The following is a 17,684-nucleotide window of genomic DNA, read 5'->3' as shown; positions in this document are numbered from 1 at the left end:
TATACCTCTTTATGTTATTCTAAGAAGAGATTAGTTTGTGGCTTAAAAAAAGCCTTATTATTACGATATCTTAATATTCCCAGAGAAACCAAGTTTTTGCCAGCTGCACATACTGCATCTTGGGCAAAAACCATTCCTCTCGATATACACTGTAACTCTGTAAGTGGAATAATCTTTCCGTTTTTAAGTTCTACTTCCAGAGGTTCTGCAATATCGTAAAGAGTAAAATGCTTTATGAAATTTTGTATTGGTAATATCGTTTCACTAATATTTTTTTCATTGATTTTAATCATTTCATCAAAAGGAAGAGCTTGATCTAACGACATAAAACCTGTTTTTACACGGGTAAGTTTGAGGACAGACGCGCCACATCCTAACATCGTCCCTATATCTCTTACAATACTCCGAACATAGGTTCCTTTGTGGCATTTTATATAAAGGGAAACCTGACCTTCTGTATTTAAGCTTGATATGCGACAAATAGATGTAATCGTAACAGGACGAGGAAGCATTTCTGGCTCAAGGCCGCTACGTTTTAAATCAGAAGCTCTTTTCCCTTGAAGTTTGAGAGCAGAAATTACCGGTGGTTTTTGCATTCTTGTTCCAAGAAAGGCTGGTAACAATACATCTATATCCTTTTCGGAAATATGCTTGAAATAATTTCTTGCAAGCACCTCTCCCCCATAATCTAAGGTATCTGTTATTGTTCCAAGTTGGATTGTAACAGAGTATTCTTTAGGTAACATCATAACGTAATTAGATAGTTTCGTTGCGCTTCCCACTAGAAGTACAAGAAGGCCGTCTGCAGTAGAGTCAAGAGTGCCTCCATGCCCCACTTTTATCTTATTTTTCAAAATATTGTGAAGGGTGGAAACGCAATGAGTGCTACGTATCCCTCTAGGTTTATTGATAAGGATAAGCCCACTAATCATTGCATAGCCTCTTCAACTGCTTTAATTATGATTTGAATTGCTTGAGAAAGAGGAACCTCTATTCGACATCCTGCTGCTTGCATATGACCACCGCCTTCGAAACGATGGGCAATATCACGGGCAGAAATAACGCCACGAGAACGTAAACTAATTCGAATCTGATCTTCTTCCTCAACGAGGAGAATTGCAAATTCTACGTCTTTAACTCTAAGAAGTTCATTAACAAGGCCTTCTGTATCGGCAGGAGAAGAATTGAGTTGTAAAAAATCTTCTAATGTAAGCCAAGAAACGGAAATTTTCGAGTGACCAGCAAGTTCCACTCTTTCAAAGGCTTTCCCCCAAAGTTTCATGCTTTCAATAGGCTGATTGTAGAAAATTTTATGGCTGATTTCTGCGGGTAAAACGCCTTTTTTGATTAATTCAGCAGCAGCTTCATGAGTACGAGGCGATGTTGAAGAAAAAGAGAATTTCCCGCTATCCGTGACAATAGCTGTATAAAGACCAATTGCAGAATTGCAACTGTACGATGCATTACAAAGATGGAACATATGCCAAAGTATTTCTCCTAGTGAAGAGGCATTTTCATCTATGTAATTATAATCACCATAAAGAGTGTTATCTCCATGATGGTCTATATTTATAATTTGAGCGTCATTATGAATTTTTTCAAGTTCGGGAATAGAACGTTCAATGTTACTCGTATCTAAAGAGATAATAAGAGTATCTTTAGAAAGGGGTAAAAGGTCTTCTGCGCGGTTAAAAACCTCATAAGTTTCACTTAATGGCAAAAAAGAATACGTTGGTGGGAGAGGATTACCCCCTCCCCAACGAATCTTTTTCCCATTTTCCATACCATATGCAGCGAGAGACGATGCTGAACCTACCGCATCTCCATCAGGCTTTTGATGGGTAAGAATGACCCATGATGGCGAAGCACATAATAAAGAAAAAACTTTTTCTAGTGTAACGTTATTCTTCGATTCCATCTCTTTCTTCATCCTCAGGCAATGAATCCTCTTTAATACTGTCTAACAGCGCATCAATATGCCGTCCATAATCTACAGAAGGATCTACTTCAAATCGTATTTCTGGTATCTGTCGAAGACGTAAACGTTTCCCTAAGAGAGAACGTATAGGACCAGCAACACTCTGTAACGCCTTGAGGACCGTTTTTCGCTGTTGTTTATCGAGGGTGATAAAGAAAACAGTTGCCATTTCAAGGTCTTTAGTACACGAAACCTCTGTAATGATAGCTTCTTTAGCTACATCGTTTTTTATTTTATACTCTAGAAGCAAACTGATTTCTCGTTGAAGTTGCTTATTCACTCTCTGCATTCGATAACTCGTCATATGCATCTACCTCTTGCCAAAAATGTATAATTGTAAACGCCGCCATATCTTCTTCTCGCTCAATAAAATTCTTTATTATCTCTATACGGTCTTTGCACATTCCGTACGAATTTCCTACAAGTGAAAATGCTATATATGCTTGATCCCATCGATTTTCTGGGCCAAGATCAAGAGCAGATACGTTCCAGCGTCGACGAATTTTATCAATAAGCGAACGAATTACTTGTCGGCGTTCTTTTACGCTTCGGCATGCAGGAATATCTATTTGAATTTGAAAAAAACCGATATAAGGTACTATTTTCTCGTTATTTTTCATTATTCAAGATGCCGTTTTTCCTCCACTATTTCAAAAGCTTCGATAATGTCCCCTTCTCTAAAGTCCTGATAATTAGTGAAGTTTACTCCACATTCATAGCCTGCATTTACTTCTTTGGCTTCATCTTTAAAGCGCTTTAAATTAGCAAGTGCTCCAGCCCAAAGAACGACTCCATCGCGGATAATCCTAACTTTGGCATTTCGTTTTATAGTACCTTCAGTTACGTAACAACCCGCAATTTTACCAGCTTTGGGGACTTTGATAACTTGTCTTATCTCAGCTTGGCCTATTACCTCTTCACGTATTGTAGGTGCGAGCATTCCTTCAAGAGCTGCTTTAATGTCATCAATTACATCATAAATTACATCGTAAAGACGAATCTGCACGCCCTCTGTTTCAGCTATTTTTTGAGCATTCTTATCTGGTCTCACGTTAAATCCGATGACAACTGCATTAGAAGCTGTAGCGAGCATAATATCAGACTCAGCAATTCGTCCAACGCCTCTATGAATAATATTAATTCCGACCTCATTAGTGCCCATTTTTTCTAAAGCAGCGCACAGAGCTTCATTTGTTCCCTGGACGTCACTTTTTACCAACAAGTTAAGTTGTGGAATTTCTCCCTCTTTCATTTGGGAATAGAGTTCTTCAAGGGTAAGACGTTTTGCGGCTGTGCCTTCGGAATCACGTTTTTCCTGCTCGCGTTTCGATATTTCATCTCGGGCTGTTTTTTCACTATCCACAAGAATGAAATGCTCACCAGGTTGCGGAACAGATGTAAGGCCCAAGACTTCTACTGGGGTGCTAGGACCAGCTTTTGCTAGCTGCCGACCACGAGCATCAAGCATAGCTCTTATTTTTCCCCATGTCGTATCAAGAAGGATGATATCTCCTTTACGAAGCGTTCCTTGCTGCACAATTACTGTTGCAACAGGTCCTTTACCTTTATCAAGATTCGCTTCTATGACAATGCCCTCAGGAGTAACTGTAGGATCAGCTTTAAGTTCGCCCATTTCTGCAACAAGAAGAACCATCTCTAAGAGTTGGGGAACACCCTCTCCTGACTTAGCCGAAACATCGACCATAATTGTATCTCCGCCCCACTCTTCCGGAACCAGCCCAACATCTGACAACTGCTGTCTTACGCGGTCTGGGCGTGCTGCGGGTTTATCAATTTTATTTACGGCGACAACAATAGGAACACCCGCTGCTTGAGCGTGGTTAATAGCCTCTCTGGTTTGTGGCATAAGACCGTCGTCAGCAGCGACTACAAGGATCGCGATATCAGTAGCCTGAGCCCCACGAGCTCTCATTGCTGTAAAAGCTTCGTGTCCAGGAGTGTCAAGAAACACTATTTTCTTATCTTCATACATAACAGTGGAAGCACCGATATGCTGAGTAATACCGCCTGCCTCACGTGCAGTAATATTCGTTTTACGTATATAGTCGAGTAACGTTGTTTTCCCATGGTCAACATGTCCCATAACAGTTACGATAGGCGGGCGAAGCTCCATGTGATCACCATGGAAAATTGGCTTACCACGAGAAACACTCTGACCTTCTTCAGCCGCTGTTTCTTTCGATGTTGAAGTGCTTTCCTCAAACTCAAAATCTACATCGTAAGCTTCGCCGAGTACAACGAGAATAGACTCGTTAACTTGAGTCCCTGCGGGAGCCATAATACCTTCATCTACTAAAGCTTTGACAGCTTCTGCTACAGGAATACCCATCTGTGTTGCTACATCTTTTACTGTTGCGGTCTCTCGAACGCTTATGATCAGTTTTTCCTTCACCTTTGTTTCCTCTTTCTCTGCTATAGGTGGTTGTTGAGTTTTTTTGTCGTGAATCGCTTCTTCAATAAGTTGAGCAACATCGTTATCAATAGAGCTCATATGTGTTTTAGCTTCAATGCCAAGATCCTCTAGCATTGTCAACAAATCTTTATTACTTATTCCTAACATCTTGGCTAATTCATATACTCTTATTTTACTCAAGCACATTTCCCCCTTCCGCTAGCAGGGCTTGTATTTTCTCCCCAAGGCCGCTATGTAGTGGCAAAGCCACAACTTGCGTACTTGTGGTTCCTATGGCCCTTGATACCTCTCCGCAAGTGAGGGGTATGTCTCTCAAATCACATTGCCCCCGCTTAGCTTTCGCTATGACGCTTCGCCTTACTGCAACGGAAGCATCTGACGCCAAAAGAACGAGTAGCCCCTCTTTATTTCCTTTTAGTTTTTTGTTAATCTCGTCTGCTCCTATTACAAGCTGCCCTGACCGACGAGCTAGGCCTAAAAAAGAAGAGATCTTCTCCTCTATCATAGTTCTTGCTCCAAAATCAACGAGAGCAGTTCATCGTAGATTTTTTCATCCACTTCACACCGTAAAGCTCTCGATAGTGCCTTCTTTTTTCGAGCTAGTTCTATACACTCTCTGTTTAAACAGAGGTAGGCCCCTCGGCCAGGTTTTTTCCCACTTTGATCGATAGTAACTATACCATCTGGAGAACGGACAACACGAACAAGAGTTCTCTTAGGACTTTCAGAGTGACATCCAATACAAGTTCTCGGTCTCTTGCGCTTCGCTTCAGTCATTAAGGGCAACACCTCTTAATCTATAATATCCTGAAAAATATCTTGAAGCGTAGGCATACGTTCCGGTTCAAGTGCCTTAATATCGATTTTCCAGCTTGTTAATCGTGCTGCTAACCGAACATTTTGGCCAGCTTTTCCAATAGCAAGAGAGAGTTGATCAGGTCGAGCATAGACTGTAACTGCCTTATCCTGCTCAAGAACAGGCTCAATCTTGACTATTTTTGCAGGTGAAAGCGAATTACGTATGAAGATTAACGGATCGCTGTTCCATATAATAACATCAATCTTTTCACCTGAAAGCTCCTGACTGATAGACTTGATTCGAGCACCATTGCTCCCGACACATGCGCCCACAGGATCGACATTGCTATCAAGCGTTTGAACTGCCACTTTAGCTCTCGTACCTGCTTCCCGTACAATACCCTTAATTTCAATAATGCCTTCCTGTATTTCAGGCACTTCAAGTTCGAGTAATGTTCTGAGCAACCCCGGGTGTGTTCGTGAAACTACTATTCTCGGTCCACGAGTTGTCTGTCTAACATCAAGCAGGTAAAATTTAAGTCGTTCGCCAGGTATATAGCGTTCGTTTATAATGCGCTCTTCGCGCGGTAAAATAGCTTCTGTGCGATCATTAAGACGAACAAGTACCTGATCATTTTCCGATTTAAAAATAATTCCGTTAACAAGATCTCCAACCTTGCCAGAAAATTCTTCGAAAATAATCTGACGTTCTGCGTCTTTTAATTTTTGTATGATTACCTGCCGTGCCGTTTGGGCAGCTATGCGGCCAAAATTCTCGGGATTTCTTTCGATTCTAATATATTCGTTAACTTCTACATCTGTATAACCAAGTTCACGAACTTTTTCAATTGATATTTCGGTGTCAGGATTAACGACATCGTCAACTATGAGCCGTACTTCACAGATGGAAACGTTTCCGCTATCAAGGTCTATATGAACCTCGACATTTTGGTCTCCGCCCTGATATTTTTTGTACGCAGAAATAAGTGCTGCTTCGAGGCTAGATGCTATTACCTCAGCAGTCAATCCCCGTTCCGCAGTTAGCTGTTTTAATGCACGGACGAAATCACGCCCAAGCTGCATATTTCTCCTCCTCCTCTAACAATTCCCCATCTGTTGTTATTTATTACTCTCCTTCGTAAACAAGGTTCCCTTTTTGAATAAGATCAAACTGTATTTCCTCTTCTTCTGTTGAATCATCAAGTTGGATCAATATACTCTGTTTCTCCTTGTTTACGGAACTTATTATTCCCTTAAAGCGCTTTCGCCCTTCTTTTATTGGAAGGCAACGAATTTTTGCTTTTTTCCCTTCAAAACGCGCGTAGTCGTCGAGTGTGAAAAGCGGCCTGTCTAAACCTGCTGAACCCACTTCTAAGAAATAACGATTAGGAAGAGCAGAATCATGTTCATCAAGAAAGTGGCTTAGACTACGAGAAACTGTTTCACAATCTTTTACCGTTATTCCACCGAGAACGTCGAGATAGACTTTGATGTAAAGATTATTTGATTCTTTTGCGAAAACAATGCCGACGCATTCATATCCTAGATTTTCTACAATATGGCGAAGAGAAATGGATAAATCTTCTTTTTTAAACGCAGGCTCTGCCATAACCTTTCCTCCTTTTAGAGCTAGAGGCCGAGAGTTACACAAAAAACAAAGAGTGGGACAAACCCACTCTTTGGTAATAACCACGCATAACTTCCCTCTCACCATGTACTCCTGCTTAGTATAACATGTTTTATGGTTTTCTTACAACTCTATAAATAATTTTCGCCTATGAATGTTCCCCACCAATCAGGGAGGGAAGCTTCATATTCTTCAATGTTGTTATCTTTTAGCAGTCTATCTGCAAGGACTTCTTCGATCAAATTTGGAAGCTCAAGAACACCTTCCCAATATGTAGTTAAAGCTTTCTTATCACGATCTAAAATCCTGCAAACATACATAATAGACACCTTCTATTCAATCCAGTAATTAGGGGCCTCCTTGGTCACGACTACATCGTGAGGGTGGCTTTCTTTTACAGCCGCTGGTGTTATTTTAACAAATCGAGCAATTTTATGTAAATCCTCTATTGTTTTTGCTCCAACATATCCCATTCCGGCACGCAATCCACCAACAAGTTGGTAAACAACGCCAGCTATAGGACCTTTATGAGGGGCAAGACCTTCAATTCCTTCTGGAACCAGCTTCTCACTTGTTGCTGATTCTTGGAAATAGCGATCTTTGCTGCATCCATTTTTCATTGCACCCAATGATCCCATTCCGCGATAGCCTTTAAATGAGCGTCCTCTATAAATTACAACCTCGCCGGGGCTTTCCTCTGTTCCTGCAAACAGAGATCCTATCATTACAGTATCTGCGCCACCAGCTAAAGCTTTTACAATGTCTCCTGAATAACGAATTCCACCATCTGCTATTACTTTTCTTCCTCGGGCGTGGGCTACCTGAGAAACGTTAAAGACAGCAGAAAGCTGTGGAACACCAATGCCAGCAATAACACGGGTGGTACATATGGAACCAGGTCCTACTCCAACCTTTACTGCATCAACTCCAGCGTCAATTAAAGCTTCTGCTGCTTCTGCAGTAGCAATGTTACCACCGATAAGAGGCAAGTCTTTATATTTTTTTCGTATATCTCTTACTGTCTGAAGAACTTTTGAAGAATGTCCGTGCGCTGTATCAACAACGATAATATCTACTCCACTTCTAACGAGAGCTTCTACCCTATCGAAAACATCTCTGCTGGAACCTACAGCTGCTCCTACACGAAGACGTCCGTGAAGATCTTTACATGCGTTTGGAAAATCCTTTACCTTTTGGATATCTTTTATTGTGATGAGTCCTTTTAATTTCTGTTCTTTATCGACGAGGGGTAATTTCTCAATTTTATGTTTCATAAGAATATCTTTAGCTTCTTCAAGAGTGGTTCCTTCGGGAGCTGTTACTAAATGCTCATGAGTCATGATAGCAGAAATATCCTGTTCATAATTTGTTACGAAACGGAGGTCTCTGTTTGTGATAATTCCTACGAGCTTTTGGTTATTGTCTACTATTGGAACTCCAGAAATGTGATAATGCTCCATCAATTCCAATGCTTCTTTGACTTTATCCTCTGGGTGAAGAAAGAAAGGATCAACAATAACTCCTGCTTCTGATCTTTTGACCATGTCTACTTCTTTTGCCTGCCTATCAAAGGGCATATTTCTATGAACAATACCTACGCCACCTTCACGTGCTATAGCTATAGCAAGCCTACCATCTGTAACTGTGTCCATAGCAGCACTACAAATAGGAGCATTAACCTGGATATCCGGCGTGATGTATGATTTTACATCTACGTTAGCAGGAACGACTTCACTATATCCAGGGACAAGCAACACATCATCAAAAGTAAAACCCTCATAGGGTACAAATTTGGTTTCAATAGACATTAAAGAACCTCCTCTTTCTATTTCTCTATGCTTTTCCTAGTCGTTGGATAGTATTCTCTTTACCCAACGCTGCCATTTCCAAGGGGATAGCTGGCCCCTTTTCTTCTCCTGAGAGAAGAAGTCTCAATGGATGGAAAAATTCTTTCCCTTTTAGCCCCTTTTCTTTTTGCCAGCTTCTAAGAGTTTTATCGAGGACACTTGGTTCCCATTCAGTTATTTCGCGAAGGACATTAATAATCTCTGGCATCCAATCAGGTGAAATACTTTTATTCTCATGAAACGAATCTGGCGAGGCAAAAAGCCATTTGGAAGATTCTAAAACGTCATGAGGCGTAAGGCAACCCCCAGAAATATCTTCAAGCAACAAAATAACGAAATTTTTATTCATTCCTTCAACAAGAGAAGGAATTGAAGGGTTTAATCTTACAAGTTCATTAAACATCCACTGTGCTCCTCTTGCACGCAAAGCTTCAGTTTGCCAATAGTTTAAATGTGTTTCATCATGAACTGGCGAAGATGATGAAACATGATCTATAGAGAATGCATCAATTATTTCTTTTTGCGATAGAAGATTTACGGAAGCATCTGCAGACCAACTCAGAGTAGAAAGATAGGCAATGAGTGCTTCTGGTAAAAAACCTTTTTCTCTAAACTCTCTAACAGATTGGGCTCCAGTTCGTTTACTTAACTTTTGTCTATCAATGCTTATTATCATCGGAACATGTCCATATAATGGAGAACCCAACCCTAAATTTTCTTGTATCAGCGTCTGAAGAACAGCATTTTTTATATGTTCGTCGCCCCGTATGACATGAGTAATATGCATAAGGGCGTCATCTAGAGCTGCTGTAAAAAGATATGTAGGCCAACCATCTGACCTTTCTACTATAAAATCACCTATTTCGGAATAGTTAAAGGAAATGTCACCATGAACTATATCTTTTAAAATAAAAGTTCCTGAATCAGGAACAGCGAAACGCCAACACGGGCGCTCTCCACTAGAAATTCTCTTGTCAATTTCTTCTGTTGTAAGAGATCTGCAACGGCCATTATATCGAGGAGGGTTTCCATTTTGCAGCTGTATCTTACGATCCTCTTCCAGTTGTTCCGGGGAGCAGAAACAGGGATATACAGCTCCAGTTTCTTTTAAGATTGCAAGATAATGTTCATAAATATCTCTTCGTTCACTTTGAATATAAGGCCCACATTCGCCGCCATTCCAGGGGCTTTCGTCAGGAACTAATCCCAACCATGACATATCTTCATAAATCATATCGGTATATTCTTGCCGAGATCGTTCTTGGTCAGTATCTTCTATTCGTAAAATAAATTCTCCTCCATTTTTTTTCGCAAACAACCAATTAAAGAGAGCTGTTCTTGCTCCCCCTATATGGAGTAATCCTGTCGGAGAAGGTGCAAATCGAGTTCGAATCATTAATGTAACCTCCCGTTACGAGAAAGAGTTGCAACTGCCGAACACATCATACATTCAGCGCGTCCAACCGGCCCAATATGTTCTCCTGATTTTATTTTGATATGTATTATATTCTTTTGTTCTTGAATTTGCGCAAAAGCACTTTCAAGTTTCTGGATAATGACGTCAATATACGGAGCTAAATGTGGAACTTGGGCTTGTAGGGTAACGTCTATCCATTCAATTTTCCAGTTTTCTTTTTGAAGAAGGGCGAGAACTTCTTGGAGCAGCTCAAACGAATAAGCATCTTTATATATAGGATCATTTGCAGGGAAGATTCTGCCTATATCAGGAAGTCCAGCTGCACCTAATAAAGCATCCATTACTGTATGAGTTAAAACATCCCCATCAGAATATCCGTCAAGCCCTAAAGGAGAATCAATAGGAACCCCTCCTAAAATCAAAATTCTTGAAGGCACGAGAGGATGGATGTCAAAACCATGACCTGTTCGGTATTCTTTTTTTCTTTCAACAAGAATTTCTGCAATTTTAAAATCATCAGGATATGTCATTTTCATATTCAGTGAATCACCTTCCACTGTTTCTAACAAACACTTTGACTTTACCCACACCTCAGCTTCATCTTTATATGACACATTGTCTTTCAACATTTCCAGTAAAGTCGCTCGAGGAAAGGCTTGAGGGGTTTGTGTCCGATACATTTTATCTCTAGATACAGAAGATACCATAATATTTTTTTCAAGTCTCTCTATTTTTTTCAGAGCATCTGTTACAGGAAGAACCGGAATGACACCATGTTCTGAAGAAACAGTGTCCATTATTCTTTCGCATAATTTGACGGATAGAAAGGGTCTTGCAGCATCATGTATAAGAACAAACTCTTCATGAGCCGATTTCAAGGCTTTTTTAACAGATTCTGTTCGTGTTGTTCCTCCGGCTATTACAACATAACATAACGGGAACCGAGTAATTTTTGCTACTTCTTTTTTTACTCTTTCTACGGCAAAACCAGGAACAACAACAATAACTTCATTTATTTTTTTCTCTTCTAAAAGTTCTTCTGTAACGGAAAGGCTCCATTGCCAAAGAGGTTTTTCTCCAAGATTACGAAATTGTTTGGGAGAGCCACCCATGCGCTCTCCCAAACCTGCTGCCGCTATAATAAAAGAAAATCGTTTTATTTTTTTCTCTTTTATTGCGCTCATGCCCGAACCTCACGGCGTATTCGTCCAAAGACCATACGTCCTGCAGACGTCTGAAGCATAGAAGTAACAACAACTTCTACACGTTTACCAACATAATCTTCTCCATCTTCAACAACAAGCATTGTTCCATCGTCAAGATAGCCGACTCCTTGATGAGGCTCTTTCCCTTCTCTAATTACATCGACAATAATGGATTCGCCTGGTAAAAGCATCGGTTTTAAGGCATTCGCGAGATCATTGACGTTCAAAACGATTACTCCCTGAATCTGAGCAATCTTATTAAGGTTATAATCCGTTGTTAAGATTTCTCCGCTTATTTGCTGGGCTAACGCAACAAGGCCACTATCTACGGTATCAACCTTTAATTGTTTTAAAGTAGTTTCCATTATCTCTACTTCAAGGGTAGAAAGTTTTTGCAATTCATTTACCACATCTAGTCCTCTTCGCCCACGAGTTCTACGAGCTGGATCTGTGGAGTCTGCAACGGCTTGAAGCTCTAACAGTACAAAACGCGGTAAAACTAGGACTCCTTCCATAAATCCTGTTCTTGCAATGTCGAGAATTCGCCCATCAATAATGACACTTGTATCGAGTATTTTTCTCGGAGCGCACCATTCTTCTTCAATTTCTTCAGTTGGTAACCCTTTTTTATTACGAAATTTCTTAGTTGAAAGGCGCTCCTTAAGGGCTCCTAAATTAAAAACACCTCGGATATCTTCTTGCCTCTTCCAAAAAATTCTTGCTCCAAGATATCCAAGAACAATATTGAGAACCACAGCGATATAACTTCCTACAGGCAGATCAAAAAAAGGAACCGCTATGAGATTTGCGATCAGCAAACCGACGATAAGGCCTAAAATAGCAGAAGAAATATCTTGCCAACTCAAATTTTTAAGGTGAAATTCAAATAAGGCCCCTATAAAGCCAAGTCCTTTAAGAAGTAAAGGCGTAATAGCCCATCCTATGAGGGCAAATACTGCGACACACCCCATAACGAAAAACATCTGTTTTGCTAGCCAAACTGGTAGCCATGCACGAACAGACTCAGATAAGGGTGCTGGAATAAATGGGATAAATAACATTGCAAGTTGATATCCAGCTATCCCAAAAAACAACATTACAAGAATTCTACATGCTCTTCGTATAACACTTCCAAAACCATCAGCCATGAATCCTCTCACCTCCTCTTATTTATACTCTTCTTCACATCCACACGAGATTCAAAGGCTGCATGCAATGTAATCCTGTCGGCAAATTCTATACTGCCGCCTACGGGAAGTCCATAGGCTAAGCGACTGATTTTAATGTCAAGATTTTCAAGTTCCGAGAGAAGGGAATAGAATGTCAAATCACCTTCAACTCGAGGGTTAGTTGCTATTATGACTTCTTGAACTCGAGTACGTATAATACGCTCTCTTAAACGTTCATACTCCGAAGGGGGTAAGTCTTCTCCGTCAAGAGGAGATATCTTCCCTCTTAATACATGGTATAAACCATTGTAAATTCCAGCTTGCTCCATACTTAACAAATCTTCAGCAGATTCAACTACGCAGAGAATATTTTTTTCACGAAACGGATCTGTACAAATAGCGCACGGGTCGACGTCAGTAATATTTCCACACTGGGAACACTCATATAAGCGGTCTTTTAAACCATGGAGAGAAGCAGCCAGTTCCTCAGAGAAAGAAGCTGGCTGCTGAATAATATAAAAAGCCATCCTCCGGGCACTTTTTTCTCCAACTCCCGGCAAGCGTTTTAAAAGCGTAACAAGTTGTAACAGTGACTCTGGAAGTGCCACGTTACATTAACCCCAATGCTCCAAGTGCACCAGATACTTGCCCCATCCTTGCGTTTGCTAACTCTCTGCTATTTTTAAGAGCATCAGAAACTGCCGCAAGAACAAGATCTTCAAGCATCTCAATATCATCAGGATTGACAACTTCCTTTTCAATTTTTACAGAGACAATATCCCCTTGCCCATTGGCGACTACTGTGACCATTCCGCCCCCTGCATTACCTTCTACTCTTTCCTGGGCAAGTTCTTCTTGTATTCTCATCATTTGAGCCTGCATTTTCTGAGCTTGCTTCATAATTTTATCCATTTTCATAACACATAACTCCCCTTTATCAAAATGATTAATGATGATACGACATTCTCTCATGAATAGCGATAGCCCGATATACCTGTTCCGTAAGAAAAAGTAAACACAATTCATGAGGAAACGTCAATTGAGAAAGTGATATTTTCTCTTGGCTACGTTCTTTCACTCTCTCTGACACTCCATATGCACCGCCAATAACAAATACCAGTCTCCCCCTTACTTCCCCTACTCGTTTATAGAACCATTGAGAAAAGGTGGGACTGGTAAACTCTTGCCCTTTTTCATCTAATAAGACAAGATAGTCGCGTTCTTTTATCCGTTTTAAAAGAGCATCTGATTCCTGTTCTCTAGCTTTCTCTGCCAAAGAGACACCACGAGCCTCTGGTACATATTCTAGCTCCAGAGGAATATACGGACGACAACGCTTCATATATCCGGATATTAAATCTGCAATGTTCCGGTTTTTTGGTTGGCTCACCACTATTATAACAACTTTCATTTGAATCACTTCTGTGGAAGAGAATAAACTTTATTTTTTTTCTTTTTAGATAATTTTTTTATTGCATAACGCTCTTGGCGTTCTCTTTCTGACAAAATATCACGAATTCTGCTCTCTTCTTCTTGCAGTTCAGGAAGCAGATTGTATTGAAGAGTATTTATCTTCATCATAGTTTTAGATAGTTCTTTTTCTAAAGAAGTTAGTTTAGCCTTTAAATTAATGTATGTCCATATTTTATTTTCTACTTTTTTCATTTCGTCGAGAAGTTCGTCAAGATAGAGAGATGTCATCGCCGGATCATATGTTAAGCCTGATAAGGAAAAACGACGGTCTTCAATTCGCTTAAATTGAGCAAAACGGCATCCCATGAGAGTATGCCGCTCTGAAGTTACTCTCAAACTTCCAACATCAGGTTTCAACAGTTGCATAACAGATTGCCCCTCGTACATTCGGACTAAAGTATAAACAAAGGAAATACGCTTTATATGTTCTCTGAAAAGGGCATCAAGCTTTTTAAAATTTCGACGATCTTCTTCTAAAGCACGTAGCAATGCATCTCTTTTTTTCTCTAAAAGCTGCTTCCCATATTGAACCGTAGTCATTTGACGACGAATATCCAGCAACTGTTCTCTTGTTGGTGGTCGAATCCCCTTACTCATGGGTTCCCAGCTTTTCTGTTATATAGTGTTCTGGAAGTCGATAGAGTTCCCTTGGAGGCAGTTCAGCAAGACATTGCCAAGCTATTTCAACTGATTCTGCTATTGTCCGATGGGTCACCCTCTGATCGACAAAACTTTTCTCAAATTTTTCTCCAAATTTCAAATAGAGGTGTTCTGTTTCAGTAAGTCCGTCGTCGCCTACTATTAATCGAAGGCGCGAAAGCTCTTGTGCCTTGGCATATGAAGCGTATAACTGATCTGCAAGAGATCTATGATAATCGAATGTCTTTCCCTTACCAATCCCTTTATTCATTAATCGACTCAAACTGGGAAGAACATTGATGGGAGGATATGCACCTCTGTCATGAAGTCCTCTATCAAGAACAATCTGTCCTTCTGTTATATAGCCTGACAGGTCAACAACAGGATGGGTCATATCATCATCAGGCATCGTAATAATAGGAATTTGCGTAACACTTCCCGAACAATTTTCAACACAGCCGGCTCTTTCATAAATTTCAGCCAAATCTGAGTACATATATCCTGGGTAACCGCGTCGTCCAGGAACTTCTTCTCGCGCAGCACTTATTTCTCGAAGAGATTCGCAATAATACAGCATATCTGTCATAACAACGAGAACATCGTAGCCTTTTTCAAAAGCAAAATATTCAGCGGCTGTTAAGGCCATACGAGGCGTCAATAATCTTTCAACAGCTGAGTCACTTGCAAGGTTCATAAAGAAAATACCATTATTTATGGCGCCAGTTGCTTCAAAAGTATCTATAAAGTAACGTGCTTCTCTTCTTGTGATTCCCATTGCTGCAAAGATAACAAGAAATTCAGATTCGCGTCCGGGAACACGTGCTTGTTGCACAATTTGAGCAGCAATCTCATTGGCAGGAAGTCCCGAACCAGAGAAAATTGGCAACTTTTGTCCTCTCACTAACGTGTTCATAATATCTATTGTCGATATGCCTGTTTCAACATAAGCATTCGGACTTGTTCTGCGAACGGGATTAATAGGCATACCTGTTATGGGGAGTTCTTTGTCGACGAATGTAAGAGATGTGCCATCCATAGGACGACCTCTCCCGTTAAGGACTTGCCCGATAAGCGATAGTCCCACTGGCATTTTAACAACATCACGATCAAGCCATACTGTAGTTTGTCCTGCATTGAGTCCCATTGTCCCATCAAAAACCTGAACAACACAAATATCATCTTGTATTTGTAATATTTGGCCAGATCGAACACCTGTTGGTGTTTCTATACGAACAAGTTCAGCATAACCTGCTTCACGTATGCCAGAGACAAAAATAAGCGGTCCTGCTATTTCTGAAATGGAACGATAACCTTCTAAAAAGAGCTTCATTCAGGAACCACCACCAAACTATTGAGCTTTGCATCAAAGTTTTTCAACCATAATTCATATCGTTGTTCCATATCTTTTTCAGAAACTTCTCGCAATCGTAAAAGTTCTACTCTCAAGGGAAAATCTGTTATTTGATCATAGAGCAAACCTGATTCTATTCTCCCTTGAACCATATCATCAAGACTGTGTAATAATTTAAGGAGCATAAGCTGTTTTTTCATAGAACAGCTTGCGTCTATATCGCTAAAAGCATTTTGCTGCAAATATACAACTTTTATCGTTTCAACTTGAGCCAATAACCATTTATCTTTCTCAGAAAGGCCATCCCGACCTACAAGCTGAACAAGGTCTGTAAGAACTTTTTCTCGATCAAGCATTCCTTTTAAATAACTTTTCAGTTTTTTCCATTCGGGACCTAATTCTTTTTCAAAAACTGGAGCTAGGCTGTCGTCATAAAGAGTATAACTTTGTTGCCAATTTATCGCTGGGAAATGACGTTGTTGAGCTAAACGCTTATCAAGCCCCCAAAAGGCACCGGATAAGCGGAGACTTGCCTGAGTGACAGGTTCAGAAAAATCTCCTCCTGGAGGTGATACTGCATTAATAACAGTTACAGAACCTTCTCGTTCGGGGAATCCCAACAATGTCGCTCTACCTGCCCGTTCGTAATATTGCGCAAGGCGGGTTCCCAGGTATGCGGGATATCCCTCTTCCCCGGGCATTTCTTCAAGCCTTCCCCCTATTTCTCTGAGTGCTTCTGCCCATCGAGAGGTAGAATCTGCCATTATAGCAACGTTATACCCCATGTCTCTAAAATATTCTGCCAACGTCATACCAAGATAGATACTGGCTTCGCGCGCAGCAACAGGCATGTTAGAAGTATTTGCAATAAGTACCATTCGTTCCATAAGAGGAGCGTCATGAAATGGATCTGTAAGCTCTGGAAATTCTTCAAGAACTTCTGTCATCTCATTTCCCCGTTCTCCACAACCTATATAGACGATAATGTCAGCATTACACCATTTAGCCAATGACTGTTGAGTCACTGTTTTCCCTGTGCCAAAGCCTCCAGGAAGTACTGCGGCTCCTCCTATAGCAATAGGAAATAGCGTGTCAAGAATCCGTTGTCCAGTTAAGAGTGGTTTATCGAAAGGAAGTCTATTTAATACAGGCCGCGCATGGCGAACTTCCCATCGTTGCTTCATGGATAATTCTTCGCCAGTATCAAGATGGCATATTCTTTCTTCTACAGTATATTCCCCTTCTGAAGCAACCCAAAGAACAGTTGACGAACGAGTACCGGGAGGAGCCATAATAGTGTGGCGTAAATAAGAACCTTCTATGACATATCCAAGAAACGATCCCGATTCAACTCTATCGCCCGCTTTGACTAAAGGGATAAAGTGCCATTTTTTCTTAAAATCTATAGTTGCAAGGTGTATTCCTTTTTGAAGGTAAATATTATCTTTCCCTAATACTTTTAATGGACGACCTATTCCATCAAGTACGCTGCTAAGAATACCAGGGCCTAAATCCACGGCTAAAAGTTCACCTGTAAAAGAAACAGGTTCCCCTTTAGCAACTCCACCAGTATCTTCATAAACTTGTATATCTACATATTCTTCCTGGATTCTGATAACTTCACCGAGAAGTTTGCTTTTTCCTACGTAAGCAACTTCAAACATCTTAACTGGCGCATGAATAAAAGCACGTATAACAGGACCAGATATACCAGTTATAATTCCAGAAGAAGGTGTACTCATTATT

At 40.5% G+C, this 17,684-nt stretch carries 20 protein-coding genes; all 20 read right to left on the bottom strand.

The window, feature by feature from the left end; all coding sequences use genetic code 11:
* Positions 1-14 precede the first annotated feature (14 nt).
* On the bottom strand, positions 15-932 hold the full coding sequence (gene truB / locus VB083_RS03520; RefSeq protein ID WP_323401741.1) for a tRNA pseudouridine(55) synthase TruB: 918 nt from the start codon (positions 930-932) through the stop codon (positions 15-17).
* Positions 929-1,918, bottom strand: coding sequence for a bifunctional oligoribonuclease/PAP phosphatase NrnA (locus VB083_RS03515; protein WP_323401740.1), 990 nt, complete (start codon positions 1,916-1,918; stop codon positions 929-931). Before VB083_RS03515 ends, truB begins: the two co-directional genes overlap by 4 nt.
* The gene (gene rbfA / locus VB083_RS03510) at positions 1,902-2,282 is read right to left on the bottom strand and encodes a 30S ribosome-binding factor RbfA (RefSeq protein ID WP_213690121.1); all 381 of its coding nucleotides are present in this window, start codon (positions 2,280-2,282) and stop codon (positions 1,902-1,904) included. The genes VB083_RS03515 and rbfA overlap by 17 nt, the downstream gene beginning before the upstream one ends.
* Positions 2,251-2,598 (bottom strand): DUF503 domain-containing protein, encoded by a 348-nt coding sequence (locus tag VB083_RS03505; protein ID WP_213690122.1) that lies wholly within the window; start codon positions 2,596-2,598, stop codon positions 2,251-2,253. Before VB083_RS03505 ends, rbfA begins: the two co-directional genes overlap by 32 nt.
* Positions 2,598-4,598, bottom strand: a complete 2,001-nt coding sequence (infB, locus tag VB083_RS03500) for a translation initiation factor IF-2 (protein ID WP_307880033.1) — start codon at positions 4,596-4,598, stop codon at positions 2,598-2,600. The genes VB083_RS03505 and infB overlap by 1 nt, the downstream gene beginning before the upstream one ends.
* Positions 4,585-4,917, bottom strand: a complete 333-nt coding sequence (locus VB083_RS03495; RefSeq protein ID WP_213690124.1) for a L7Ae/L30e/S12e/Gadd45 family ribosomal protein — start codon at positions 4,915-4,917, stop codon at positions 4,585-4,587. The genes infB and VB083_RS03495 overlap by 14 nt, the downstream gene beginning before the upstream one ends.
* Positions 4,914-5,189, bottom strand: a complete 276-nt coding sequence (gene rnpM / locus VB083_RS03490) for an RNase P modulator RnpM (RefSeq protein WP_213690125.1) — start codon at positions 5,187-5,189, stop codon at positions 4,914-4,916. The genes VB083_RS03495 and rnpM overlap by 4 nt, the downstream gene beginning before the upstream one ends.
* Before the next feature lie 15 nt (positions 5,190-5,204).
* The gene (gene nusA / locus VB083_RS03485) at positions 5,205-6,293 is read right to left on the bottom strand and encodes a transcription termination factor NusA (RefSeq protein WP_213690126.1); all 1,089 of its coding nucleotides are present in this window, start codon (positions 6,291-6,293) and stop codon (positions 5,205-5,207) included.
* Positions 6,294-6,336: 43 nt separating this feature from the next.
* A complete protein-coding gene (gene rimP / locus VB083_RS03480) occupies positions 6,337-6,819 on the bottom strand; it encodes a ribosome maturation factor RimP (RefSeq protein WP_213690127.1) in 483 nt (160 codons plus the stop codon).
* 149 nt (positions 6,820-6,968) lie between these two features.
* Entirely contained in the window at positions 6,969-7,157 is a 189-nt protein-coding gene (locus VB083_RS03475) for a hypothetical protein (RefSeq protein WP_213690128.1), read from the bottom strand.
* Positions 7,158-7,169: 12 nt separating this feature from the next.
* A complete protein-coding gene (guaB, locus tag VB083_RS03470) occupies positions 7,170-8,645 on the bottom strand; it encodes an IMP dehydrogenase (RefSeq protein WP_213695624.1) in 1,476 nt (491 codons plus the stop codon).
* Positions 8,646-8,670: 25 nt separating this feature from the next.
* Complete coding sequence (gltX, locus tag VB083_RS03465; protein WP_213695625.1) at positions 8,671-10,080, bottom strand: glutamate--tRNA ligase; 1,410 nt, start codon at positions 10,078-10,080, stop codon at positions 8,671-8,673.
* Positions 10,080-11,285, bottom strand: a complete 1,206-nt coding sequence (gene ispF, locus VB083_RS03460; protein WP_213695626.1) for a 2-C-methyl-D-erythritol 2,4-cyclodiphosphate synthase — start codon at positions 11,283-11,285, stop codon at positions 10,080-10,082. Before ispF ends, gltX begins: the two co-directional genes overlap by 1 nt.
* The gene (locus tag VB083_RS03455; protein WP_213695627.1) at positions 11,282-12,454 is read right to left on the bottom strand and encodes a PIN/TRAM domain-containing protein; all 1,173 of its coding nucleotides are present in this window, start codon (positions 12,452-12,454) and stop codon (positions 11,282-11,284) included. Before VB083_RS03455 ends, ispF begins: the two co-directional genes overlap by 4 nt.
* Positions 12,455-12,462: 8 nt before the next feature.
* The gene (gene recR / locus VB083_RS03450; RefSeq protein ID WP_213690133.1) at positions 12,463-13,083 is read right to left on the bottom strand and encodes a recombination mediator RecR; all 621 of its coding nucleotides are present in this window, start codon (positions 13,081-13,083) and stop codon (positions 12,463-12,465) included.
* Between the two features lies 1 nt (position 13,084).
* Positions 13,085-13,447, bottom strand: a complete 363-nt coding sequence (locus tag VB083_RS03445) for a YbaB/EbfC family nucleoid-associated protein (protein ID WP_213690134.1) — start codon at positions 13,445-13,447, stop codon at positions 13,085-13,087.
* Positions 13,422-13,886 (bottom strand): 23S rRNA (pseudouridine(1915)-N(3))-methyltransferase RlmH, encoded by a 465-nt coding sequence (locus tag VB083_RS03440; protein ID WP_213690135.1) that lies wholly within the window; start codon positions 13,884-13,886, stop codon positions 13,422-13,424. The genes VB083_RS03445 and VB083_RS03440 overlap by 26 nt, the downstream gene beginning before the upstream one ends.
* Before the next feature lie 5 nt (positions 13,887-13,891).
* Positions 13,892-14,545, bottom strand: coding sequence for a V-type ATP synthase subunit D (locus tag VB083_RS03435; RefSeq protein WP_307880032.1), 654 nt, complete (start codon positions 14,543-14,545; stop codon positions 13,892-13,894).
* On the bottom strand, positions 14,538-15,917 hold the full coding sequence (locus VB083_RS03430; RefSeq protein WP_213690136.1) for a V-type ATP synthase subunit B: 1,380 nt from the start codon (positions 15,915-15,917) through the stop codon (positions 14,538-14,540). Before VB083_RS03430 ends, VB083_RS03435 begins: the two co-directional genes overlap by 8 nt.
* Positions 15,914-17,680 (bottom strand): V-type ATP synthase subunit A, encoded by a 1,767-nt coding sequence (locus VB083_RS03425; protein ID WP_213695628.1) that lies wholly within the window; start codon positions 17,678-17,680, stop codon positions 15,914-15,916. The genes VB083_RS03430 and VB083_RS03425 overlap by 4 nt, the downstream gene beginning before the upstream one ends.
* Between the last annotated feature and the right edge of the window lie 4 nt (positions 17,681-17,684).

Origin of the sequence: Aminobacterium sp., from assembly GCF_034926885.1 — a bacterium.
Classification (GTDB): domain Bacteria; phylum Synergistota; class Synergistia; order Synergistales; family Aminobacteriaceae; genus Aminobacterium.
This window is presented reverse-complemented; position numbering and strand designations above follow the sequence as displayed.